At 63.3% G+C, this 22,800-nt stretch carries 17 protein-coding genes; 9 read left to right on the top strand and 8 right to left on the bottom strand.

Features of this window, described 5'->3' with window-relative positions; genetic code table 11:
* Positions 1-10 precede the first annotated feature (10 nt).
* Positions 11-1,495: a sugar porter family MFS transporter gene (locus IE125_RS12005; RefSeq protein ID WP_189444922.1), complete on the bottom strand. Its 1,485-nt coding sequence runs from the start codon at positions 1,493-1,495 to the stop codon at positions 11-13.
* Positions 1,496-1,687: 192 nt separating this feature from the next.
* Positions 1,688-2,995 carry a glycine betaine monooxygenase oxygenase subunit gene (gene gbca, locus IE125_RS12000; protein WP_189444921.1) on the bottom strand — a complete coding sequence of 436 codons (1,308 nt, stop codon included), beginning with the start codon at positions 2,993-2,995 and terminating at the stop codon, positions 1,688-1,690.
* Between the two features lie 397 nt (positions 2,996-3,392).
* On the opposite strand from gbca, the gene gbcB reads away from it, so the two are divergent.
* Both gbcB and fdhA read left to right on the top strand, forming a co-directional pair.
* Positions 3,393-4,493 carry a glycine betaine monooxygenase reductase subunit gene (gene gbcB, locus IE125_RS11995; protein ID WP_189444920.1) on the top strand — a complete coding sequence of 367 codons (1,101 nt, stop codon included), beginning with the start codon at positions 3,393-3,395 and terminating at the stop codon, positions 4,491-4,493.
* A gap of 295 nt (positions 4,494-4,788) precedes the next feature.
* On the top strand, positions 4,789-5,982 hold the full coding sequence (fdhA, locus tag IE125_RS11990; protein ID WP_189444919.1) for a formaldehyde dehydrogenase, glutathione-independent: 1,194 nt from the start codon (positions 4,789-4,791) through the stop codon (positions 5,980-5,982).
* Between the two features lie 214 nt (positions 5,983-6,196).
* On the opposite strand, the gene argE is transcribed toward fdhA, so the two are convergent.
* Positions 6,197-7,390: an acetylornithine deacetylase gene (argE, locus tag IE125_RS11985; RefSeq protein WP_189444918.1), complete on the bottom strand. Its 1,194-nt coding sequence runs from the start codon at positions 7,388-7,390 to the stop codon at positions 6,197-6,199.
* 318 nt (positions 7,391-7,708) lie between these two features.
* Between argE and wrbA the strand changes: the two genes are divergently transcribed.
* Positions 7,709-8,314, top strand: coding sequence for an NAD(P)H:quinone oxidoreductase (gene wrbA, locus IE125_RS11980; protein ID WP_189444917.1), 606 nt, complete (start codon positions 7,709-7,711; stop codon positions 8,312-8,314).
* A 77-nt stretch (positions 8,315-8,391) separates the two neighbouring features.
* On the opposite strand, the gene IE125_RS11975 is transcribed toward wrbA, so the two are convergent.
* The 3 genes from IE125_RS11975 to IE125_RS11965 form a co-directional block, all read right to left on the bottom strand.
* Entirely contained in the window at positions 8,392-9,687 is a 1,296-nt protein-coding gene (locus tag IE125_RS11975) for a CitMHS family transporter (protein WP_189444916.1), read from the bottom strand.
* 483 nt (positions 9,688-10,170) lie between these two features.
* Complete coding sequence (locus tag IE125_RS11970; RefSeq protein ID WP_189444915.1) at positions 10,171-13,545, bottom strand: AAA family ATPase; 3,375 nt, start codon at positions 13,543-13,545, stop codon at positions 10,171-10,173.
* Positions 13,542-14,768 (bottom strand): exonuclease SbcCD subunit D C-terminal domain-containing protein, encoded by a 1,227-nt coding sequence (locus tag IE125_RS11965; RefSeq protein ID WP_189444914.1) that lies wholly within the window; start codon positions 14,766-14,768, stop codon positions 13,542-13,544. The genes IE125_RS11970 and IE125_RS11965 overlap by 4 nt, the downstream gene beginning before the upstream one ends.
* A gap of 240 nt (positions 14,769-15,008) precedes the next feature.
* On the opposite strand from IE125_RS11965, the gene nfi reads away from it, so the two are divergent.
* Positions 15,009-15,758, top strand: coding sequence for a deoxyribonuclease V (nfi, locus tag IE125_RS11960; protein ID WP_189444913.1), 750 nt, complete (start codon positions 15,009-15,011; stop codon positions 15,756-15,758).
* Between the two features lie 21 nt (positions 15,759-15,779).
* On the opposite strand, the gene IE125_RS11955 is transcribed toward nfi, so the two are convergent.
* Complete coding sequence (locus tag IE125_RS11955) at positions 15,780-16,883, bottom strand: alpha/beta fold hydrolase (protein WP_229809077.1); 1,104 nt, start codon at positions 16,881-16,883, stop codon at positions 15,780-15,782.
* Positions 16,884-16,943: 60 nt separating this feature from the next.
* Positions 16,944-17,843: an aldo/keto reductase gene (locus tag IE125_RS11950; protein WP_189444912.1), complete on the bottom strand. Its 900-nt coding sequence runs from the start codon at positions 17,841-17,843 to the stop codon at positions 16,944-16,946.
* A 221-nt stretch (positions 17,844-18,064) separates the two neighbouring features.
* On the opposite strand from IE125_RS11950, the gene IE125_RS11945 reads away from it, so the two are divergent.
* From IE125_RS11945 to IE125_RS11925, 5 genes are all read left to right on the top strand, one after another.
* Complete coding sequence (locus IE125_RS11945) at positions 18,065-18,586, top strand: DUF1415 domain-containing protein (RefSeq protein WP_189444911.1); 522 nt, start codon at positions 18,065-18,067, stop codon at positions 18,584-18,586.
* A 78-nt stretch (positions 18,587-18,664) separates the two neighbouring features.
* Positions 18,665-19,168: a thiol peroxidase gene (gene tpx, locus IE125_RS11940; protein ID WP_189444910.1), complete on the top strand. Its 504-nt coding sequence runs from the start codon at positions 18,665-18,667 to the stop codon at positions 19,166-19,168.
* A gap of 132 nt (positions 19,169-19,300) precedes the next feature.
* Positions 19,301-19,732, top strand: a complete 432-nt coding sequence (locus IE125_RS11935; RefSeq protein WP_189444909.1) for an OsmC family protein — start codon at positions 19,301-19,303, stop codon at positions 19,730-19,732.
* A 313-nt stretch (positions 19,733-20,045) separates the two neighbouring features.
* The gene (locus IE125_RS11930; RefSeq protein ID WP_189444908.1) at positions 20,046-21,353 is read left to right on the top strand and encodes an MFS transporter; all 1,308 of its coding nucleotides are present in this window, start codon (positions 20,046-20,048) and stop codon (positions 21,351-21,353) included.
* A 72-nt stretch (positions 21,354-21,425) separates the two neighbouring features.
* A complete protein-coding gene (locus IE125_RS11925; RefSeq protein ID WP_189444907.1) occupies positions 21,426-22,736 on the top strand; it encodes an MFS transporter in 1,311 nt (436 codons plus the stop codon).
* The last annotated feature ends 64 nt before the right edge of the window (positions 22,737-22,800 follow it).

The following is a 22,800-nucleotide window of genomic DNA, read 5'->3' as shown; positions in this document are numbered from 1 at the left end:
ACATCCGCTCTCAAGTCGTGGCGGAATCGCTATCCCGATAGGCCTGGTAGTCGTGGATATGCCCGCGCTTGAACTTCTCGCGCATCAGCGACTCCATCGATTCCAGCGGTACGCCCTTGGTTTCAGGCACGAAGCGCCAGGTGATCACGAGACTGACCAGCGTGAGCGCGCCGAACAGCCAGAACGGGAAGGCGCCGTTGAACAGGACATTGAGCCATTCGCTGCCTCGCATCATGGGGAAGGTCTGGGCGACGATGAAGCCAGCTGCCCAGTTGGCGGCCATTGCCCAGGCCATGGCGGTGCCGCGAATCGCGTTGGGGAATATCTCGCCCAGCAGTGTCCAGCTGCAGACGCCCCAGGAGATGGAGAAGCCGATCACGAACAACATGATGCAGAACATCGCCAGATAGCCCTGAATGCCCAGCCAGAAGACGCTGCCCAGCACCGCCATGCTGGCGACGCAGAGCAGACTGCCGATACTGAGTAGCCGACGACGCCCGGCGCGATCGATCAGCAGCATGCCTGCCAGATTGCCGAAGATGAACACGATGCCGATGTAGCCCGTCTGCAGCAGCGCGCTGCCGGTCGAGTCGGTGACGTTGGAGAGTACCGTCGGCGCGTAGTACATGACGACGTTGATGCCGGTGAACTGCTGGGCGGCGGCCACGAAGATACCCAGGGCGGTAATGCCGATCATGATCGGGCGGCGGATCGCGCTGCGCGATTCGCGGCGTTCGCTGCGGCGCTGCTGGTTCATGGCGCGGCGTCCGCTGGCCTGCCCGCCCTGCAGCGACTCGCGGATCTGGTCGATCATCTCCTCGCTGTCTCGCTCCGAGTTGAAGCGCTTGAAGATGCGACGGGCACGATCGATCTGGTTGTTCATCACGCACCAGCGCGGCGACTCTGGTACCAGCAGCAGCAGCAGGCCGAAGACGAGTGCGGGAATCGCCTCGGAGCCGAGCATCCAGCGCCAGCCGGCGTCGGCCAGCCACGCGCTGGTGACGTCTCTCGCGATCAGGTAGTTGACGAAGAAGACCACGGTCTGGCCGATCACGATGCACTGCTGGAACATGCTCAGCACGCGGCCTCGCCAATGTTGCGGAGCGAGCTCACCCATGTACATCGGCGAGACCAGACTCGTGATGCCGACCGCCATGCCGCCGACGACGCGCAGCAAGATGTAGAACCAGAAGCTGAAGGCGAGCGCGGAGCCCAATGCCGAGATCAGAAAGAGCACGGCAGCCAGCTGCATTGCCAGGCGTCGACCGAGTACGTTGGCAAGCCACCCGGCCATGCCGGCGCCGATGATGCTGCCGATCACGACACTCGATACCGCCCACCCCTTCATGGTGGGAGAGAGATCGAAATGCTGCGTGATCGAGTCGATGGCGCCGGAGATGACGGCGGTATCGTAGCCGAAGAGAATGCCGCCGAGTGCGGCGACGAGGCAGATGGCGAGGATATAGCGCAACCCGCCCGATTGACCTTGAGCCATGATGATCGTCCCTGATTGTTTGAGGTCGCGACGACGTCCTGTCGTTCGACTAAGACCATAGTCGAACCTTGCGACGCTGACCACCTCGGGAACGATTTCAGTGTGGGATAACTTGCTGAAACTCTTGAGTAATTTAATCCATGTTAACTAGCGAGCCGTGCTCGGCCGAGGCGGGTCGAGCACGGCATGTCATCACGATGAGGCAACCTGAAGCGGTGCCGGCACGTCGACGCCGAGGTTGGCGCGCAGCGTCTCGCTGTACCAGTCGATGAAGTCGATCACGCCAAACTCGTAAGTCTTGGAGTAGGGCCCTGGCTGATACGCCTTGGAGTTGATGCCGAGCTGGTTCTCTTCGGCAAGGCGACGATCCTGGTCGTTGGTCGCATCCCACACTTGGCGCAGCCGCGCCGGGTCATAGTCGACGCCCTCGACGGCATCTTTATGGACCAGCCATTTGGTGGTCACCAGCGTTTCCTGCGGACCCAATGGCAGGACTCGGAAGACGACCGCATGATCGCCCATGAAATGATTCCAGGAGTTGGGCAGGTGAAGAATGCGCAGAGAGCCCATGTCGGCGTTGGGGATACTCCCCATCAGCTTGTTGCAGCCCGGCTTGCCATCCATGGTCATCGAGACGATGCCGTCGATCAGCGGCGTTCGCGTCAGGCGGTTGCGTTTGCCGAAGCGCGCGAGCTGCCAGGGCACTTCACAGGCGGTCCAGTCGGCCTGCTTGCGTGCGACCAGGTCGCGATATTCACCGGTAGAGCGCGGATCGTCGGTGTCATCGAACTCGATCAGCGAGTTGAGCAGCTCCGGGTGGGCGCCGTTGCAGTGGTAGCACTCGCGATTGTTCTCGATCACCAGCTTCCAGTTGGCGCGCTCGACGATGTTGGATTCGACCGCGACCTTGACGTTATCCATCTCGTACGGCGCAAGGTAGTGTTCGAGCGAGACCAGAAAGTCGTCGATCGGCTCGGGGTCGTCGGCGAGATTGATGAACACGAAGCCGCCGGCACTCTTGACGGCGACGGGCTTGAGACCATAAGCGCTCATGTCGAAGTCGGTACCCATGTCGCTACCGGCGAACAGCAGGCGGCCGTCGAGTTCGTAGGTCCACTGGTGGTAGGGACAGACAAGCTTGGCGACCTTGCCTTTGTCTTTCAGGCATAGCCGCGAGCCTCGGTGACGGCAGACATTGTGGAAGGCGTGAATCCGATTTTCGGCGCCCCGAACGACGATGATCGAGTTATCGCCGATCTCCACCTTGAAGAAATTACCCTTGGCGGGGATTTCGCAGCTCATGCCGGCAAATAGCCACTGCTTCTCGAAAAGATCCTGCATGTCCAGCTGAAACAGCCTGGGATCGTTATAGAAAGGCTGCGGCAGCGAGAACGCGGGTTCACGATGATCCAGCATTGCCGCCACGGCGATACGAGTCGCCTCCAGGGCATCTCCGCCGGGATTGTCGGGGGCCGGATAGTCGCGGTAGAGCGGTGACATGGTCGAATCCTCATCGATGACAGGTAGGGTCTTTCCCGCGCACGGCAATGGGAATGCCCCAGTGGCTGAATGACGGCGACAGGTGGCGGCGTACGACATGGCAGGGTCATCCCGACCCATGGCTTTTGGCGAAGTGTCGCGCAGGCGCTGTCGGTAAAGTTGTCCAGTCACGACATGCGGGGAATCGAGCGCGACCGCGACGCGCTTTTTCTCGACCTTCGCACCGCTGGCAGAAACCACAAAACGATCGGCGCTGGGGGTGGCAGGCATGCTCGTGTCGCTGCGGGGCAAGTCGTCGGACGCCGGCGTGGCGAGAATCCGCTCATACGAGACATTCACGGAAACGCTCGGGGCGTTGTCATCACCTCGCCGTTTCCTCCGATCGAGCGCGACGACGATGCAATTCTCCAATCCGGTCAACACGCAAACCTGGACCAACGGTCGCCATCAGGTGCGCTGCGTCAAGGTGATCCAGGAAACCTGGAACGTGCGCACCTTCTGTTTCATGGCCGACCAGCCAGTGATGTTCTTTTTCAAACCGGGACAGTTCGTCACGCTGGAGCTCGAGATCGCCGGTCAGCAAGTCATGCGCTCCTACACCATCTCGAGTTCGCCCTCGATCCCCTACAGTTTCTCGATCACCGTCAAGCGCTTGCCGGGCGGACAGGTCTCCAACTGGCTGCACGACAATCTCAAGATCGGCGACGAGATGGTCGTTCACGGGCCGGTCGGCGACTTCAACGCCATCGACCATCCGGCGGACAAGCTGCTGATGCTTTCCGGCGGTGTGGGCATCACGCCGTTGATGTCGATGACGCGCTGGTTCTTCGATACCAACGCGGCGGTCGATCTGGAATTCGTGCACTGCTCCCAGGCACCGAACGACATCATCTATCACCGTGAGCTGGTGCACATGTTCTCGCGCCTGCCGGAGTTCCGGCTGCATATCGTATGCGAGCGGAGCGACGAACTCAGTCAGGCCTGGTCGGGGTTCCGCGGCTATCTGACCCGACAGATGCTGAGCCTGATGGCGCCGGATTACCTCGAGCGCGAAGTGTTCTGCTGCGGGCCGGCACCGTTCATGAAGGCGGTGCGTCAGGTGCTGCTCGAAGATGGCTTCGACATGGCGCGTTATCATCAGGAATCGTTCGGCGCGACGCCGCTCGACGTTCAGGAAGATGTGCTCGAGCTGGCCGAGGAGGCCGAAGCCCGTGCCGAAGCGGTCGACATGGCCGATCTGCTGCCGGTCGAGTTCGCGACCAGCGGCAAAAGTATTCGCATCAGCGAGAACGAGACCATCCACGCCGCGGCCGCCAAGCTCGGGCTGCACATTCCCAAGGCCTGTGGCATGGGCATCTGTGGCACGTGCCGCGTGTTGAAGACGGAGGGAGAGGTGCTGATGGAGCACAACGGTGGCATCACCGAAGAGGACGAAGCCGAGGGGTTCATTCTCTCCTGCTGCTCCAAACCGCGCGGTAAAGTCGTCATCGACTACTGATCGCCGGTACCGCCCCGGCCCTGGCAGGTCCCTGAGGTCGGGGTCGGCCATCTGTGGGAGCGACTTCCGGCCTCGCCGCGATCCCTGCACTTCGAGACGTCGGCGCTCTCGGGCGTCTGTCACCTGATGCCTAAGACCTTTAGACTTCGCCACTGTCGCCGTGGCGTCACTCGAAGGCGCGGCGAGACAGCTTCCTTCTGCTGGCAACTCCTAGTCTGGGCTCGAGCCTAGCCCCGATGCCGCCACGAGAGCGGCACGTGGCGGGTGACCAGAGACCAGATCAGGAGTCTACGCCATGTCTTCATCCGCCAATCGCGGTGTCGTCTTTCGCGGTGCCGGCAAGGTCGCCGTCGAAAGCATTCCCTTTCCCGAACTGGCGCTGGGCAATCGCCAGTGTCAGCACGGGGTCATTCTCAAGGTTCTGACGACCAATATCTGCGGTAGCGATCAGCATATGGTGCGCGGACGTACCACGGCGCCCGAGGGGCTGGTGTTGGGCCACGAAATCACCGGTGAGGTGATCGAGTGCGGACGCGACGTCGAATTCGTCAAGATCGGCGATATCGTTTCAGTGCCTTTCAATGTCGCCTGTGGGCGCTGCCGCAACTGCAAGCGTGGCGATACCCACATCTGTCTCAACGTGAACGGGGATCGCGCCGGCGGTGCTTACGGCTACGTCGATATGGGCGGCTGGGTCGGTGGCCAGGCCGAGTACGTGATGGTGCCCTATGCCGATTTTCAGCTGCTCGTCTTCCCTGACAAGGCGCAAGCGGTCGAGAAAATCCTCGATCTCACCATGCTCTCCGATATTTTCCCGACGGGATTTCACGGCTGCGTGACCGCCGGCGTGCAGCCTGGCTCGACCGTCTATATCGCGGGGGCTGGCCCGGTCGGCTTGGCTGCCGCCGTCTCGGCGCAGCTCCTCGGCGCCGCCTGCGTGATCGTCGGCGACATGAATGACAAGCGTCTCGAGCAAGCTCGCAGCTTTGGCTGCGAAGGGCTGGATCTCAAGCAGGAGGCGAGCATGCCGGAACTGATCGAGTCGGTGCTGGGGGCGCCCGAGGTCGACTGCGCGGTCGATGCGGTGGGTTTCGAGGCCAACTGTCACGGTCACAATCATGCCCATGAACAGCCGGCGACCGTACTCAACGCCGCGATGGAAGTTACTCAGGCCGGTGGACGCGTCGGCATTCCCGGTCTTTATGTCACCGAGGACCCCGGTGCCGAGAGCGAAGATGCCAGGCACGGCAACATCTCGATGAAATTCGGGCTCGGCTGGGCCAAGGCGATGTCGTTTCACACGGGGCAGACCCCCGCCATGCGCTATCAGCGCCAACTGATGCAGGCGATTCTCCACGACCGCGTGCAGATCGGGCGCGCCGTCAACGTTCAGACCATCTCGCTGGATCAGGCGCCGCAGGGGTACGCTGATTTCGACGGTGGCGCGGCGAAGAAGTTTGTCATCGACCCGCACGGGGCTCTCGCTTAGACGGCGCTCTCACCTAGCCATCACCGACGGGAGGCCGTTGATCGCCAATCTTTCGATCGGCGGCCTTTCGGCGCCGACAGTCGGCCCCGTGGAGCCAATGGTGATTGCGTAATCCACGTTTGAGCGTGCCATAGACGGCGACCAGCGGTATGCGGCGGATGGCGAGAGCGGGAGAGTGCATGTTGCGGTAGATCCTCACGCCTATCTCGAAGAGTCAGCTCTTGAGCCTGTCGCCGAGCCGTTGCATGAAGCGATCACCGGCCGCGAGCTGGTCGCTCTCGATATACTCATCCGGTTGATGCGCCTGCGCGATGCTGCCGGGCCCGCAGATGACGGTCGGCAGACCGGCACGCTGGAACTGACCGCCTTCGGTGGCGTAAGCGACCCCGCCGGTCTCGGCATCGGGCGCATCGAGCAGTGACCGACACAGCGACAGCGCCGGAGCGTTATCGCGATCGGCCAGCGCCGGTACGGTCTCGACCAGGGGCGCGGTCACGATCAATACCTCCGGCGCGCGTTCGCGCAGCTCGGCCTCGAGCGACTTGGCGAACTGTTCGAAGCGTTGGAAAACGGTCTCGAAGCCATCGTTCGGCAGATGGCGAATCTCCCATTCGAAGTGGCACTCCCGCGCCATGATGTTGATCGCGGTGCCGCCTTCGATACGTCCGACGTGAAGACTCGAGTGCGGCACGTTGAAGACGTCCTCCACGGCGCCTTCATCGACCAGCTCGGCCATGATCTCTTCGATTCGCGTCACCAGCCTGGCGGCGACGTGAATCGCCGATACGCCCTGATTGACCTGACTGGAGTGTGCCGCCTTGCCGGTGACCGTGGTGCGAAGGGTGGTGATGCCTTTCTGAGCGACGATCGGCTGCATCAGCGTCGGCTCCCCGATGATCACAGCATTGGGGCGCGGTTCGTCCGCCATCAATCGATCGATCATCGAGGGGGCGCCGAGACAACCGATCTCCTCGTCGTAGGAGAAGGCTAGATAGATCGGACGCGCGAGCGGTAGCTGCTGCCAGCGGGGCACCTGGGCTAGCGCGCAGGCGAGAAACCCCTTCATGTCGCAGCTGCCGCGGCCGTAGAGCCGACCGTCACCCTTGTCGGTCAGCGTGAAAGGATCGCTGGTCCAGGGCTGGCCGTCGACCGGCACCACATCCGTGTGACCCGAGAGCACCACGCCGCCCTCGACCGCGGGGCCGATTCGCGCCAGCAGGTTCGACTTGCTGCCGTCGGCATTGGCGATCCGCCGGCAAGGCACGTCGTGGGTGGCGAGAAAGGCCTCGACGAATTCGATCAATTCGAGATTCGAGTGGCGCGAGACGGTATCGAAACCGACCAGCGCTTTCAGTAGATCGAGCGACGTGTGCAGCAGGTCGCGGGAGGTGAGCGTGGCGTCTGACATGGGCGAGGCGGCGTTCCTGAGTGGGCATGTCCGAGAGGTGAAGTCGCAACGATGATCGTTACGGCCGATACCGGTCGCGTGGCGTGAGAGAAACAGCATAGCGAGTAACGTGGGCGCTCAACAAACCGATGCGCCGCCGGGCAACGACGTCTCGCTCGTCTGGCCAGCGGTCCGGACCGGGAAGCCGGGCGCGGAACGTTCGACGTTTTCGCTGCCGCGCGTGAAAAAAGCGCAGCGACGCTCGTTTGGCGCCGCGTTGATGGCAAGGCTAGTCTCAGAAGGCTTCTTCCCCCCATATCTCGGCCCAGGAGAGATCCGATGAGCAAGGTGCTGGTGCTTTACTACTCGAGCTACGGTCATGTCGAAACGCTGGCCAATGCGGTTGCCGAAGGCGTCAAAAGCGTCGCCGGTGCCGAAGTCGCACTCCGTCGCGTTGCCGAACTGGTGCCCGACGAGGTCGCCGCGAGCGCCGGCTACAAGACCGATCAGAGTGCGCCGCTGATCGAAGGGCCGGATGCGCTGGCGGACTATGACGCCATCATCGTCGGGACACCGACGCGTTTCGGTAACATGGCCTCGCAGATGCGCAATTTCTGGGACATGACCGGTGGCGCCTGGGCTCAAGGCAAGCTGGTCGGCAAGATCGGCAGCGCTTTCGTCTCCACGGCAACGCAGCACGGTGGGCAGGAGACCACGCTGACTTCCATCCATACCACGCTGTTCCATCACGGCATGGTCGTTGTCGGGGTTCCCTACAGCTGCCCCGAACTCTCCAACATGCAGGAGATCACCGGTGGCACGCCTTATGGCGCAACGACGCTGGCCAATGCCGACGGCAGTCGCACGCCGAGTGATAACGAGCTGGCGGTCGCTCGTTTTCAGGGCAAGCACGTGGCCGAGCTGGCCAACAAGTTGGCGGGCTGATCCTGGCGATCGCGCAAGGTGGGTGAAAGAACGCAAGCCCGTGCCGTTGGCACGGGCTTGCGCGAGAGACCTCTCGGCTAGACCACGCCCAGCAGGTAGGCAAAGCCGAGCATGACGAGGCTGAACAGCCACAGCAGGAAGAACGAGTAGCGGATGTGACGACCCATTTCGGCGCCGGCCAGTCCAAGGGCGAGCCACATGGCCGGCGAGAAGGGGCTGATCATCTTGCCGACGTTGTTACCGATCGCCATGGCGTAGACGACCTGATCCGGCGGGATACCCTGGGTCGAGGTGACCTGTTCGACCACCGGCAGCAGCGCGAAGTAGTAGGCGTCGGTGCTGGTCAGCATGTCCAGCGGTACGCCGAAGACGCCGATCACCAGATGCAGATAGGGCACCATCGACTGCGGCAGTACCTGGGCCAGGTCGGTCGCGATCGACTCCAGCATGCCGGTACCCGAGAGAATGCCCAGGAACGCGCCGGCGGCGCTGATGATCGACGCCATCATCAGCGCCCCGGCCGCGTGCGCCTTGATGCGCTCCATCTGTTGGCTCGGCTTGGGGAAGTTGACCAGCAGAACCACCCCAAGCGCGATCATGAAGGCATAGGCTGGCGGCAGAATGCCGGAAGCGAGTACGCCGATGGTGACGATCGCGATGGCAAGGTTGAGCCAGAATTTCGGCGGCAACGCCTTGTTGTTCTCGGCCTCGTTGATGACCTCGGCCGAGGTGGGGACGTCTTCGCTGGCGGGCAGTCTGGCGATTCGGCGCTGTTCGCGTAGCCCCAGCAGCGCCGCGAAGACCATCAGAATCACGAAGCCGGCGATCTGCACGGGCAGCATGCCGCGCCAGAGTTCGGTCGGGCTGATATTGGTGACCGCCGCCGCCCGGCCGATCGGACCCGCCCAGGGCACCAGGTTCATGATGCCGATACTCGCCGAGACGATCAGCAGCAGCAGATAGGGGCTCATGCGCAGCCGCCTGTAGAGCGGCAGCAGCGCGGGCACCGAGATCAGGAAGGTCGAGGCGCCGGAGCCATCCAGATGTGCCACGGTGCCGATCACGCCGGTACCCATGGCGACGGCGATGACGTTGCCTCGCGTCAGTGCTACGACACGGTTGATCAGTGGATCGAAGAGACCGACGTCCTGCAGCACGCCGAAGAAGAGAATCGCGAAGATGAACATCACCGCGACATCGGTGACGTCCTCCAATCCGGTTTCGAAGAAGCCGGCGATATCACCTATACCGAATCCCGCAATCAGGGCGCCGATCAGCGGCACCATCGACAGCGCGATAATGGGAGTGACGCGTTCCGTCAACAAAAGTGCCACGATGGCAATGATGATGCCCAGACCAATGATCGTCAGCAATTGAGCCTCCAGCGACAGGCATATCCCACCGCAGGGGTAGCGATATGAGGGAAATCGGCTGGATAGTAGTCAGGCGTGATTTGTCTCGGCAACTCTTACAATATTGTAAAAAATTACTGATTAGAAAGGTTTTTGCCGGTATTTTAATCTGCCAAGGCGGCGCGCTTTTTCGGCATTTGATGTTGGTTTCACGGGATTTTTCGATCGCGACATGCTACCGATTTTCCGCGGCTTTCTTTCCAATATGAAAGGTTGTGGAGAAAGGTTTCGGGTCAATAAGTAGACCAAAGTCTAATGATAAAAAGCCTGCTAAATATCGTGCTCAATAGGGTTTGACGGGTTGCGCCGTTCGCATCGCGTCTCGTGAAAATCGCCTTGGCATCGCTCGGGCGGAGCGCCGTATCCTGTTCACTCGAACTTTGGGTGAAAGAAGCCGAACTTTGGGTGAAAGAACCCGGAGGTTGACCGGAGGCGCTGGATCGCTCATGCGCGTCTCAGCGATAGCTGGCTGGCACCATTGCCGGCCGGTTCGACGCGAATCTGCAGCGGGATGCGCTCGTGCATCTCCTGGACATGGGAGATGATCCCGACCCGGCGTCCCTGCGCCTGCAGGCCGTCGAGTGCATCCATGGCGAGCGCCAGCGACTGTGAATCCAGACTGCCGAAGCCTTCGTCGATGAACAGCGATTCGATGGCCAGCTGGTGAGAGGCCATGGAAGCCAGCCCCAGCGCGAGTGCCAGCGAGACCAGAAAGGTCTCGCCGCCGGAGAGCGAATGCACCGAGCGGCGCTCGTCGGCCATATCGCCATCGATCACCAGAATACCCAGGTCGCTGCCGCCCCGGATCAGTCGATAGCGGGGCGTCAGCGCGTGCAGGTGCTGATTGGCGTGGGTCAACAGATGATCGAGGTTGTAGGCCTGTGCGATTCGCCGGAAGGCCTTGCCGTCGGCGCTGCCGATCAGATCGCCGATGCGTTTCCAGCGATGAAGCTCGTTCGCTGCTGCCTCGCGTTCGCTGGCGCCCTCTCGCTGGGCCTTGCGACGGCGATCATCCTCGCGCAATCGGTGCTGAGCACTATCGCGCTGCTCCTGCTGGCTTTCCCGCTGCTGCTCGAGCTCTTGGGTCTGCCGCTGAAGGCTCTCGAGGCGCTGGGCCAACTGCTGTCCCGTGGCGTCGGCGAGCAGCGTGTCGTCATCGAGAGAGTCTTTATCGAGAGAGGCCTTATCGAGAGAGTCTTTATCCTCGGTGCCGGCCACCAGCGCTCGACGTTGCGCCACTAGCGTGCGACGGCGCTCGTCTCGCGTGATCAGCGCGTTCTCGCGCTGGCGGTCCAGACGCGCCAGCGTTTCACCGAGCTGCTCGATAGCCGCGTCTTGCCAGGCCAGCAGTGCCTCGATACGCGCGTCGCTCAGCGCCGACTGAGCCGAACGCCATGCCTGCCACTGGTGATCCAGCTCGTCGAATTCCCGTCGCTCTTCCTGCTGGCGCTGCTGCTGGTCGGCGAACTGCTGCTGGCGCTGGGCCTGTGCCTGCGACGCTGTCTGCCAGCGCGCCTGATGTGACTCCAGGCGCTGCTGGGCCTCGCGCCGGCGCCCTTCCAACACCGCCTGCCAGGCTGCGGTCGACGCATGTTCGCCCAGTGCTGCCTGCAATGCCTGGCCGCTTTCTTCGCTGGCGTGGGTCAGTGCCGGCAGTGTCTCGTCCAGCGCCGCGAGGCGCTGGCGTGATAGCGTCAGTCGCTCTTCGAGCTTGCCGAGCGCCAGCGCACTGCGCTGACGCTCGGCCTCGCGGGGGCGCTGCGCTTTTTCGATGGCGTCAAGGCGGGATAGCTGTTCGCTGGATTGCGCGTAGTCAGCCTGCCATTGTTCGCGCCGGTCGCGCAGCCAGGTCTCGGGGGCCTCGGCCTCTCGCAGGGCCTGCGCCTGTGGCAGGGCCTCGAGCGCGTCGTTGGCGGCTTGTCGACGCGGCGTCAATGCTGCCAGCTGCGGCTCCAGCGTGTTGAGGCCGTCACGACAGGCGCGCCATTCGGCGCCGAGCTGATGATGTCGCTCACGAGCGGCTTCGAGCTGACTCGCCTGGCTCGCGAGCTGCTCCTGCTCCTGAGTTTCGATCGCCGCCAGTAGCGCCTCTTCCGGCGGCATCGGCGGCGTCGCCTCGGGGTCGTCGAGGTAAGGATGGTCGACACTGCCGCAGACGGGGCAGGGGGCGTCGTCGTGCAGCAGGCGGCGCAGACGCTCGACGCTGTCGCTGCGCGCGGCGCGAGCCAGCTCGATCTGCTCGCTGACGTGTTGCGCTGCGATCTCCTGTGCTGTCAGCGTGGCCTTCGCTTGCCGGCCATCGTGCTCGAGCTGGGCAAGACGGCCCCGTTCTTGAAGCAGCCGCTGCCGCAACGACGCCGTGTCTTCCTCGATCTGCGCCACCGCCTGCCACGCCTGCGCCAGCGTCTGCAGTTCGCTCAGCGATGTCTGGGCGGCCTCGCGGCGTGCGTTGAGCCTGTCTCTCAGCGTTTCCGGCGTGGCGTGCGCGGCCATCGTCTGATCGGTGCATTCGGCCAGCAGGCGCGCGAGCGCCAGGCGTTGCTCGTCGAGTTCACGATCGATTCGCTGTCGCTCTGACGTCAGCGCCTCGAAGCGCTGGCGATCCGCCGCGATCTCTTCATCGAGCTGGCGACGGACTTCCTGCTGCTGCGCGAGCTGCTGGCGCTGGCGCTCGAGTGTCGAGCTCAGTCGACGGGCGTCTTCCAGGCGCGGCTGGTCGGCATGGTAGGCGGTCTCCGCGTCGTCGCGCGCCGCCGTTGCGGCCGCACAGTCGGCCGCCAGCGCTTCGGCCTCCTGCTCGCCGCGGGAGAGTGCCTCCTGCGTGCGGCTGAGTTCCTCGTCCCGGTGCGCCAGTGTTCGTTGCAGACTCTGGCGGCGCTGCGCGCGCTCTCGCCATGGCGCCAGCGCTTGCAGCTGATCGAGCGTGCGCCGGTCGTCCTCGCGGGCGTGGCAGTCGGACTCGGCACGCCGCAGAGCGTCTTGTGCCGCTTGCCAGGTCTTCGCCATGTCGGCTTCGCGCTCGAGCTCGGTGGACTCGCGTTGGTGCTTCGCGATACGTGACAGCAGCTGATTCAGCGCCGATTCCTCGGCAGCGGCATCCTGCTCGAGCTGAAGGCGGGCCTCGTCGTCCACCGGCAAGGCATCGGCAAGCCGGGCATCGAGGGTTTCGAGCTGGAGACGGGCTTCACGAACGCGGGCATGGGCCGCTATCGATATCGCGGAGTAGTGCTGGGTGTCGGTCAGGCGTTCGAGCAATTCGCTGCGGGCGTTATCGTCGGCCTTGAGGAAGGCGGCGAATTCACTCTGGGCCAGCAGCACCGCGCGGGTGAACTGGTCGAAGGAGAGCCCCAGGCGCTCCGGCAGCAGTCTGTCGAACTCGCGCTTCTGGGCGGTCAGTACGCGACCGCTGTCGAGATCGGTCAGCGACTGCTCGGCCTTCTGCAGACTGCCGTCGACCTTGTCACGCGCGCGGCGGACTGCCCAGCGCGCGCGGTAACGGGTGCCGTCTCGCCCAAGGAAGTCGACCTCGGCGAAGCCGCTGGCGGCTCCCCGGCGCAGGAGCGTGCGAGCGTCGGCCGTGGCCAGCGTATCCTGCTTCACATCGGCGACCTGCGAGTCTCGCGATGGTGCCTGGCGTAGTCTGGGCGTGCTGCCGTATAGCGACAGACAGAGCGCATCCAGCAGCGTGCTCTTGCCGGCACCGGTCGGCCCGGTGATGGCGAATAGCCCCTGGTCGGCCAGCGGCGGCGCGGTGAAGTCGAGTTCATGATGGCCCGCCAGCGAAGCGAGGTTCTCGAGACGGATGGCGAGAATTTTCATGCATCGCGCTCCTGATCCTGGACCTGCTGGACGAGCGCGGCGAAGTCCCGCGCAACCTCGGCCGACGGCGCCTCACCGTAGCGGCTCTGCCAGGTACGTTCGAAGATTTCTCCGGGTGTGAGTGACTCGAGATCGACCGTGGCGGCGGTATCGCTGTCGCTCGTGGCGTTGGGGTAGCGGCTGTGGATGCGCAGCAGACGAAGGGGTTTGTCGCCGACGGCGGCTTCGAGGCGCGCCCGCAGATCGGGGCGCGGCGTGTCGAGGTCGACCCGAACTTCCAGCCAGGGCCAGCGCTCGCGCGGCAGGTTCGGGTCCGTTTCGAGAGCGGCGATGGCCGCTTCGACGGCGTCGGCGCCATCCGGACCGACGCGCACTAGGGCGACGTGGCGTGGAATCGCCAGCGACTCGATGGTCTCGAGCTGTTCGCCGGCGAGCGTTACCTCGAGGACCTGATGCGGATAGTGACTTTCGCTGAAATCCAGTGGCAACGGCGAGCCGCTATAACGGATTCTCGATTCGCCGACCTGCTGCGGTTTGTGCAGATGGCCGAGAGCCACATACGCGATCGACGGCGGAAATAGCGCCGCCGACACCGCCTCTTCGCCGCCGATCACGATGGGTCGCTCGCTCGCCTCCGAGACCGCCGCGCCCTGTAGATGCGCGTGGCTCATGGCGATCAACGCCTGCCCGGGCTGGCGCCGCGACTGTGCCACCTCGATCAGTTCACGGTGCACGTTGGCGATGCCGTCCCGGTAGTCGTCGATCTCGCCGCCGGTGACCTCTGCCGGCCGCAGGAAGGGCAGAGCCAGACACCAGGTGACGAGCTGGCCGTCGGCATCGTGCAGCGGCACGAGCAGGTGATCGCTGTCGAGACGGCCATCGTCGAGCCAGTGCACGCGCCCCAGCGCGTGCGCGTTGAGGCTTTTCATCAATGGTGCCGGCAGCTCGATCCGCGACCCGCTGTCGTGATTGCCGGCGATCATCACGATCTGCAGGTCCGGCAGGGCGGCGTGGGCATTGACGATGAAGTCGTAGAGCAGTTCCTGGGCACGTAGCGAGGGATTGACCACGTCGAAGACATCGCCGGCGATCAGCAGCGCGTCCGGTCGGCGCGTCTCGAGCGTCGCCAGCAGCCAGTCGAGAAAGGCGCGATGCTCGGCGTGACGCTCCTGGCCGTGAAAGGATTGCCCAAGATGCCAGTCGGCGGTGTGGATGATTTTCACGGCAAGGCCCGATGCGAATGACGAGTGAACGAGCGCCACAGTGTAACGTGCCGGAGCGCGAGGGGAAGATCGGCTTGGCAGTCGTCGGAACGGCCACCTAGCCTTTGGTAGCCATAGCCAATGCATGGATACCTGCATGGACTCTGCATCCCCAATGAGTCGCGTCGTTCGCGTTACGCTTTCGGCAGGTCATTCAGTGCCGCCTGACACTATTCACACCACCAATTCGGAGAGGTCGCCATGCCAGACTTGCCAACGCCAGCACTGCACGAATGGAATCTGATGCCGGAAGCGGCGATCGCGCTGCAGAAGCGCCTCGCCCCAAAGATCCAACGTGAGGACCGGCTGGGCGAGGTGAGCACGATCGCGGGTATGGACATCGGTTTCGAGGACGGGGGCGAGATCACGCGGGCGGCATTAATCCTGCTCGAGTGGCCCTCGCTGACGCTGGTCGAACAGATCGTCCACCGAGAACCGACGCGAATGCCCTATGTGCCGGGGCTTCTATCGTTTCGGGAGATTCCGGCCGCCCTCGGCGCATTTTCGCGATTGTCACGCTGGCCTGACCTGATCATGATCGACGGCCAGGGCATTGCGCATCCACGCCGATTGGGGATCGCTTCGCATCTGGGACTGTGGCTCGACCTGCCGACCATTGGCGTGGGCAAGAGCCGGCTCTGCGGCCGGTTCGGTGACGTGCCGGAGGAAAAGGGGCATTGGACACCGTTGACCGATCGTCGCCGGCCGGAGGATCCCGCCGATATCGGCATCGTCGAAGGAGACCGCGTGACCATCGGCGCGGTTCTGCGCTCGCGGGAGAACGTGAAGCCGCTGTTCATCTCCGGTGGACATCGGGTTTCGCTGGAAACCGCGGTCGATTGGGTCACGGCGTGCCTGGGCAAGACCAAGCTGCCGGAGCCGACCCGGCTGGCGGATCGGCTCGCCTCGCGCCGGGGCGAAGTGCGCGAGAGTGGACGGCTGCCCCTGTAAACGAGCAGGACGCTTGGGTGATCAGGACGCGTCTAGACGATCCAAGCCTTCGAACAGTGCCTCGTGGAAACGCTCGGGCTGCTGGATGTACGGCGAGTGGCCCAGCTCGGGGAATTCCACCAGCTCGGCCTGCGGGATGCGCTCGGCTGCACGCTCGCCCAGCACGTCGTAGTGGCCGAGCGTCTTCTTGACCGCGTCCGAGGCGCGGCTCTTGCCGATGGCGGTGTTGTCCCGCTCGCCGATCAACAGCAGCGTAGGTACCTCGATCTCGTCGAATTCATGAATCACCGGTTGGGTGAAGACCATGTCCGACGTGAGCGTCTGGTCCCAGGCGACCAAGTCGCCGCCATCCCCCGCATACATCCCGGCGAGCATGTCGACCCAGCGGTCATAGCGTGGCTCCCATTCACCAACGTAATAGGTCGATTGCTGGTAGGCGCGGATGGCCTCGGCGTCTTTTTGCTGCTCGGCGGCGTAGGCTTCGTCGATCGGCTGGTAGGGCACGCCCATCGCTTTCCAGTCTTCCAGCCCGATCGGGTTGACCAGCACCAGTCGGTCGGTGTCCTCGGGATACATCAAGGCGTATCGGCTGGCGAGCATGCCGCCCATGGAGTGCCCCATGAGGGTGATGTCATCGAGATCGAGATGCTCGAGCAGGGCATGCGTGTTACTCGCGAGCTGATGAAGACTGAACTGATACGCCGCGGGCTTGCTCGACTTGCAGAACCCGATCTGGTCTGGGGCAATGACCCGATAACCCGCTTCGGTGAAGCGTTCGATGGAGTCCTGCCAGGTCGCGGCGCAGAAGTTCTTGCCGTGCAGCAGGACAACGGTCTTGCCGTTCGGATCTTTGGCGGGCACGTCCAAATAGGTCATCTGCAGTGCCTGGCGCTGCGAGGTGAACTCGAAGCGTTGCACTGGCCATGGATAGTCGAAGCCTTCCAGTTCGGCGCCGTAGCGCGGCGTCTCGTCTCGGCTTTCGGTCTCGGCGCCGGCCTCCTCCTGGGCCTGGACCGACAGCGGCGCGCCGATCATCGTGGCGCCAATGCCGGTACTCAGCGCGATGCCGAGGGCGGGCATGACACGTTGTGAAGCGGCAATTAGGTTACGAGATACATCGTTCATTCCGATCTCCCTGGAGGGCGTTGGCAATGGCGTCACGGCGTCGGTTTGGTGTCCCGCTTTTCAGACGATATCGAGCGGGACCGGTTCACTGGGGGCGGGAAATGCAGCGTCGAGCCGATCCAGATCCTGGGGATCGAGCGTGATGTCCAGCGCCTCGGCGTTGGCCTTGACGTGCTCTCGGCTTGCCGCCTTGGGGATCGCGATGACCGGGCGCGGGGCCTCGGGATTACCGTTGACGGGACGGATCGCCCAGGCCAGCAGAATCTGCGCTGCCGTCGCGTCATGTTTCTCGGCAATCTCGTTGACGACGCTCGACGAGAGCAGCTTGGCGCGCAGACGTCCCCCTTGTGCCAGCGGGCAGTAGGCCATGATCGGCAGGTGCTGGTCGCGCATCCACGGCATCACGTCGACCTCGATGCCGCGCGAGCCGAGGTGATAGAGAACCTGATTGGTGGCACAGTCGGTGCCACCGGCAATCGATGTCAGCGCCCGCAGGTTGTCGACGTCGAAGTTGGAAACGCCAAAACGGCGAATCTTGCCGGTATCCCGCAGACGCTCGAACGCTTCGAAGGTCTCGTCCAGCGGGATGCTGCCGGGCCAGTGAAGCAGGTAAAGATCGATACAGTCGAGCTGCATGCGCTTCAGACTGCGCTCACAGGCGGCGATGGCGCTATCGCGACCGGCGTTCCATGGATAGACCTTGGAGACGATGAACGCATCGTCACGCCGGCCCTTGACCGCCTCGCCGACCACCTCTTCCGCGCCACCGTCGGCGTACATTTCCGCGGTGTCGAGCAGTGTCAGGCCCAGGTCGAGCCCGTTGCGCAGGGCATCGACCTCCTGATGGCGCGGGGCGAGGTTCTCGCCCATGTACCAGGTGCCCTGACCGATGGCGGGCAGTGCCAGCGCTGTCTCCGTGGTCGTGGCGGGCAGCACGATCTCGGGTGTTCTGGATGGCATCGCGATGATCCTCGTGACTGAAGGGGGCAGTGGTATGCTGATGCTTGCCTGTAGTACGTGCTTTCGTCGTAGTTACCCTCGGTCTTACTTACTTTGGTAGTCACCTGCGATGTTCGCAAACCTGGGCTGCCGTCCCTTCCTGTCATCAATGGAGCCTGCTCATCAAGACGACTCTGGATAATTCCCCGAATACGGGTATCGACAATGACCCGGTCGAGGCCATGCAGACATGGCTGCAGACCTTCGTGGTCGGCCACGATATCTGCCCGTTCGCCGGGCGCGAGTTTCGGCGCAGGGCGATCCGCTATGCCGTCTCGGCGGGCGATGCGATGGAAGCAATGCTCGAGGCGCTGGTCGCCGAATGTCAGCGGCTGGACTCGACGCCCGAGATCGAGACGACGCTGCTGATCTTTCCCCGAGGGCTCGAGGATTTCGACGACTATCTGGAGCTGCTGTCGCTTGCCGAAGCGCTGCTCGATTCGCTGGGTTACGAGGGGATCTATCAGCTGGCGAGTTTCCATCCCGACTACGTCTTCGACGGCGCCGAGCGTGATGACCCGGCCAATTTCACCAACCGGGCACCGTTTCCGACCCTGCATCTGCTGCGGGAAGCATCGCTCGAACGCGCGCTTCGACACCACGATGACCCCGAGGGCATTCCGGCGCGCAACATCGATCTGCTGCGCGAGCCAGATTCGCCGGCGTTGAGTCTGGCGCGGCGCATTCTTGATGCGAGGGGCTGACACTGGATGCGAGGGGCGAGGCGGTATGAGCGCCATCGACTATGCTGGGCAAAGCGCATTCTCAACAGGAGCCAATCGATGCAGACCGTAACCCGAGGCGGCGTCGCCGTGGAGGTGGGTGGACGCTTCCCGCAAGTCGGTGAATCGCTACCGTCATTCACGCTGACCAACGATGCGCTGGAAGAGGTCGGGACCGCCGATTTCGCCGGCAAGCGCAAGGTGCTCAACATCATTCCGAGCGTCGATACCAAGACCTGTGCCATGTCGACGCGCAAGTTCAATGAATACGCCAGCGAACTCGATAACACTGCGGTGCTGATCGTCTCTGCCGATTTGCCATTTGCACAGTCGCGATTCTGCGGGGCGGAAGGGCTCGATAAGGTGGTCACGCTCTCCTGCTTTCGCCATCCCGAGTTCCGCGAGCGGTACGGCGTGGCACTGGACAGCGGCTCGATGGCCGGGCTCTGCGCACGAGCGGTCATCGTCGCCGATGAAAACGATCGCATCCTTCACGCCGAGCTGGTCAGCGAGATCAAGAACGAACCCGACTACGAGTCGGCTACAGCGGCGCTGACCGGCTAAGCCAGTGACGGCAGGTCATCATGGTCTACACTCTCGTTGTCCCGTCTCCGAGAGGATCGGTTCCCCATCTGCGTGGCCACTGTTTCGACACCGCCGCGCAGGACTATCGCATCAGCACAGAAGGAGTTGACGATGACGATCAAGAAATCCGGTTCCGCCGAGTGGAAAGGCAGCCTGAAGAAGGGCAAGGGTGTCGTCTCGACCCAGAGTGGCGCGCTCAAGGAGAATCCCTACGGATTCAACACGCGCTTCGAAGGCGAGCCGGGCACCAACCCGGAAGAGCTGATCGCTTCGGCGCACGCGAGCTGCTTCTCCATGGCGCTGTCGATGATGCTGGGCGAGGAGGGCATCGAGCCCGACAGCATCAAGACTGACGCTACGGTCATCATGGAACAGGACGACAGCGGTTTCACCATCACCGAAGTGCAGCTCAAGACCGTGGCCAAGATCCCGGGCGCGGATCAGGCGACCTTCGATAGCGCCGCGCAGAAGGCCAAGGAAGGTTGCCCGATCTCTAAGTTGCTCAATGCCAAGATCTCGCTCGACGCCAAGCTCGAGAGCTGAACCCCGTAGAGATCGCTGCCGCTTAAGGCCAGCGAGCAGCCCGAAACCGGCCCCAGCGGCCGGTTTCGTCGTTCGGGGCGCCGCTTTTTCCTCTCGGCTGCCCTGTTGCCTGGCCGATGCTCCTGCTCCACGCCCATGCTCCTGGACCTTTGACGCTGTAACGTCGTGCTTGACTTGACAAAACCGAAATGACGCTATCCATAAAGTCTGATAAGGTATTCGCCCCCTTATGGCAGGGCTGACTCTCGCAGTCGCACCGTCAACGAGGCAGGGGAACACTGGACACAGCAACATCAGAAAAAAGAACAGGGCTATGGCAAACGCACCTCAGTACGATGCGGCTCCGTCGCGTCCGCTATCACGCGGCGACACCAAGATACTCTCTCTCTCCGCCCTCGGCGGTGCGCTGGAGTTCTACGATTTCATCATCTTCGTCTACTTCGCGACCGTCATCGGCCAGCTCTTCTTCCCGCCGGATATGCCGGAGTGGCTGCGCATGGTGCAGACCTATGGCATTTTCGCGGCGGGTTATCTGGCCAGACCGCTAGGCGGCATCATCATGGCGCACTTCGGCGATCTGCTCGGCCGCAAGCGGATGTTTACGCTGTCGATCTTCCTGATGTCGGTGCCGACATTACTGATTGGCTGCCTGCCGACCTATGCGACGATCGGCTATGCGGCGCCGTTATTGCTGGTGCTGATGCGTATCCTGCAAGGCGCGGCGGTCGGTGGCGAGGTACCGGGAGCCTGGGTTTTCGTTACCGAGCACGTCTCGCGCAAGCATGTCGGGCTCGCCTGCGGCACGCTGGCATCGGGTCTGGTCGCGGGTATCCTGATCGGCTCGATCATCTCGGCATTTCTCAAGTCCTACTATACCGCCGATGAGATGGTGGCCTACGGCTGGCGCGTACCGTTCTTGATCGGCGGCGTATTCGGTTTCCTTGCGGTCTACTTGCGACGCTATCTCGAGGAGACGCCGGTTTTCGCCGAGATGCGTGCCAAGAAAGCGCTCTCCGACGGGCTACCGGTCAAGCGGGTATTGAGTCGGCATCTGGACAGCGTGGTGCTGTCGATGGCAGTGACCTGGATTCTGACCGGCGCCGTGGTCGTCGTGCTGCTGATGACGCCGAGCCTATTGCAGAGTCAGTATGGGATCGATGCTTCATTCGCCAACGTCTGGGCCATCGTCTGCGTCGTGATCGGTTGTGTCGTGTCCGGTTATAGCTGTGACAAGCTGGGCAGTGGCATCACCATCATCGTGTGGAGCCTGATCCTGGGCATCGGCTACTGGTTGATGATGCACGTGGTACCGGAAAGCCCCGATCAACTGATGGCGCTCTACTGTCTCTCCGGTTTCGGGGTGGGGATTGTCGGCGTGGTACCGACAATCGCGGTGAAGTCGTTTCCGGCTGCCGTACGCTTTTCCGGGCTGTCGTTCTCCTACAACGTGGCCTACGCGATCTTCGGTGGCTTCACGCCGATCGTCGTCTCGACGCTGGTCGCGACACATCCGGTGGCACCGGCTTACTACATTGCGGCACTTGCGCTGCTGGGCGTGGTGATCGGGGTGTTCCTGCTGCGCGCGCCTAGCGGTCAGCGGCTCGCCGTGATGCAACACTGAACGATTCATTCGACGGCACGCCCGTCCCGCCAACCGGTGAGTCTCACCGGTTGGCTCTGCAGGAAATCCGACATGCCCCCGACACCCTCTCCCGAGCCCGACCGGCGGCCGCTCTCTCGCGGTGACGTCAAGGTCCTCTCGCTCTCTGCGCTGGGCGGTGCGCTGGAGTTCTACGACTTCATCATCTTCGTCTACTTCGCTACCGTGATCGGCCAGCTCTTCTTCCCGCCGGAGATGCCGGAGTGGCTGCGTCAGATTCAGACGTTCGGCATTTTTGCGGCCGGCTACCTGGTTCGGCCGCTGGGTGGCGTGCTGATGGCGCACTTCGGCGATCTGCTCGGACGCAAGCGCATGTTCACGCTATCGATTCTGTTGATGGCGTTGCCGACGCTGGCGATCGGTTGCTTGCCGACCTATGCCGACATCGGCTATCTGGCGCCACTCGTCCTGGTGTGCCTGCGGATGCTGCAGGGCGCCGCCGTCGGCGGCGAGGTGCCGGGCGCGTGGGTTTTCGTCTCCGAGCATGTGCCTCGACGACATGTCGGGCTCGCCTGTGGCACGCTCTCTGCCGGGCTGGCGGCCGGTATCCTCATCGGGTCGCTGGTGTCGGCGGCGATGAAGGCTCACTTCTCGACGCCGGCGCTGGCCGAAGGCGCCTGGCGAATCCCGTTTCTGATCGGTGGCGCCTTCGGCCTGATCGCGGTCTACCTGCGGCGCTGGTTGCACGAGACGCCAGTGTTTGCCGAACTGCGCGAGCGCCGCGCACTGGCAGCCGAGCTGCCGGTCAAGACGGTGCTGCGCGACCATCTTGGTGGCGTTCTGGTGGCCGGAGCGGTGAGCTGGATTCTGACCGCGGCCATCATCGTGGTGATGTTGATGACACCGCCGTTGCTGGCCGCGCAGTACAGCGGCCTGGATGCGTCGCTGGCCAACGTCGTCGCGATCCTCTGCCTGATTGTCGGCTGTGTCCTGGCGGGCTGGTGTGCCGATCGCTTCGGCAGCGGTGCGACGCTGATCGGCTGGAGCGCGCTCCTGGGCGTCAGCTACTGGCTCATGATGAGCGTGGTCGGCACGCATCCTCAGCAACTGATGCCGCTCTACGCCCTGGCCGGTTTCGCCGTCGGCATCACCGGTGCCATCCCGGTCATTGCGGTCAAGGCGTTCCCGCCGGCCGTGCGCTTCAGCGGCCTCTCGTTCTCCTACAACGTGGCCTACGCGCTGTTCGGTGGCTTCACCCCGATCATCGTCACCACGCTGATGCGCTGGTATCCGATGTCGCCGGCGATCTACGTCGGCGCGCTGGCGGTGATGGGCATGCTGCTGGGGCTTTACCTGCTCTACTCGATGGCAGGCAGAAGACTGGCGGTGATGAGCCAATTCTAACCGAGGCCGTCCTTTGCCCGGCCCGCACCAACGCCTAAAGTGCTATGTCCGCTTTCACGATATG

It is taken from the genome of Salinicola rhizosphaerae (assembly GCF_014652715.1).
GTDB classification, from domain to species: Bacteria; Pseudomonadota; Gammaproteobacteria; order Pseudomonadales; family Halomonadaceae; genus Salinicola; species Salinicola rhizosphaerae.
This window is presented reverse-complemented; position numbering and strand designations above follow the sequence as displayed.

Coding starts and splice junctions, on each gene's coding strand:
- IE125_RS11945 (WP_189444911.1), top strand. CDS start 18,065: ATGCAGACATGGCTGCAGACCTTCGTGGTCGGCCACGATATCTGCCCG.
- IE125_RS11970 (WP_189444915.1), bottom strand. CDS start 13,545: ATGAAAATTCTCGCCATCCGTCTCGAGAACCTCGCTTCGCTGGCGGGC.
- tpx (WP_189444910.1), top strand. CDS start 18,665: ATGCAGACCGTAACCCGAGGCGGCGTCGCCGTGGAGGTGGGTGGACGC.
- gbca (WP_189444921.1), bottom strand. CDS start 2,995: ATGTCACCGCTCTACCGCGACTATCCGGCCCCCGACAATCCCGGCGGA.
- IE125_RS11925 (WP_189444907.1), top strand. CDS start 21,426: ATGCCCCCGACACCCTCTCCCGAGCCCGACCGGCGGCCGCTCTCTCGC.
- gbcB (WP_189444920.1), top strand. CDS start 3,393: ATGCAATTCTCCAATCCGGTCAACACGCAAACCTGGACCAACGGTCGC.
- wrbA (WP_189444917.1), top strand. CDS start 7,709: ATGAGCAAGGTGCTGGTGCTTTACTACTCGAGCTACGGTCATGTCGAA.
- argE (WP_189444918.1), bottom strand. CDS start 7,390: ATGTCAGACGCCACGCTCACCTCCCGCGACCTGCTGCACACGTCGCTC.
- fdhA (WP_189444919.1), top strand. CDS start 4,789: ATGTCTTCATCCGCCAATCGCGGTGTCGTCTTTCGCGGTGCCGGCAAG.
- IE125_RS11955 (WP_229809077.1), bottom strand. CDS start 16,883: ATGAACGATGTATCTCGTAACCTAATTGCCGCTTCACAACGTGTCATG.
- IE125_RS12005 (WP_189444922.1), bottom strand. CDS start 1,495: ATGGCTCAAGGTCAATCGGGCGGGTTGCGCTATATCCTCGCCATCTGC.
- nfi (WP_189444913.1), top strand. CDS start 15,009: ATGCCAGACTTGCCAACGCCAGCACTGCACGAATGGAATCTGATGCCG.
- IE125_RS11935 (WP_189444909.1), top strand. CDS start 19,301: ATGACGATCAAGAAATCCGGTTCCGCCGAGTGGAAAGGCAGCCTGAAG.
- IE125_RS11950 (WP_189444912.1), bottom strand. CDS start 17,843: ATGCCATCCAGAACACCCGAGATCGTGCTGCCCGCCACGACCACGGAG.
- IE125_RS11930 (WP_189444908.1), top strand. CDS start 20,046: ATGGCAAACGCACCTCAGTACGATGCGGCTCCGTCGCGTCCGCTATCA.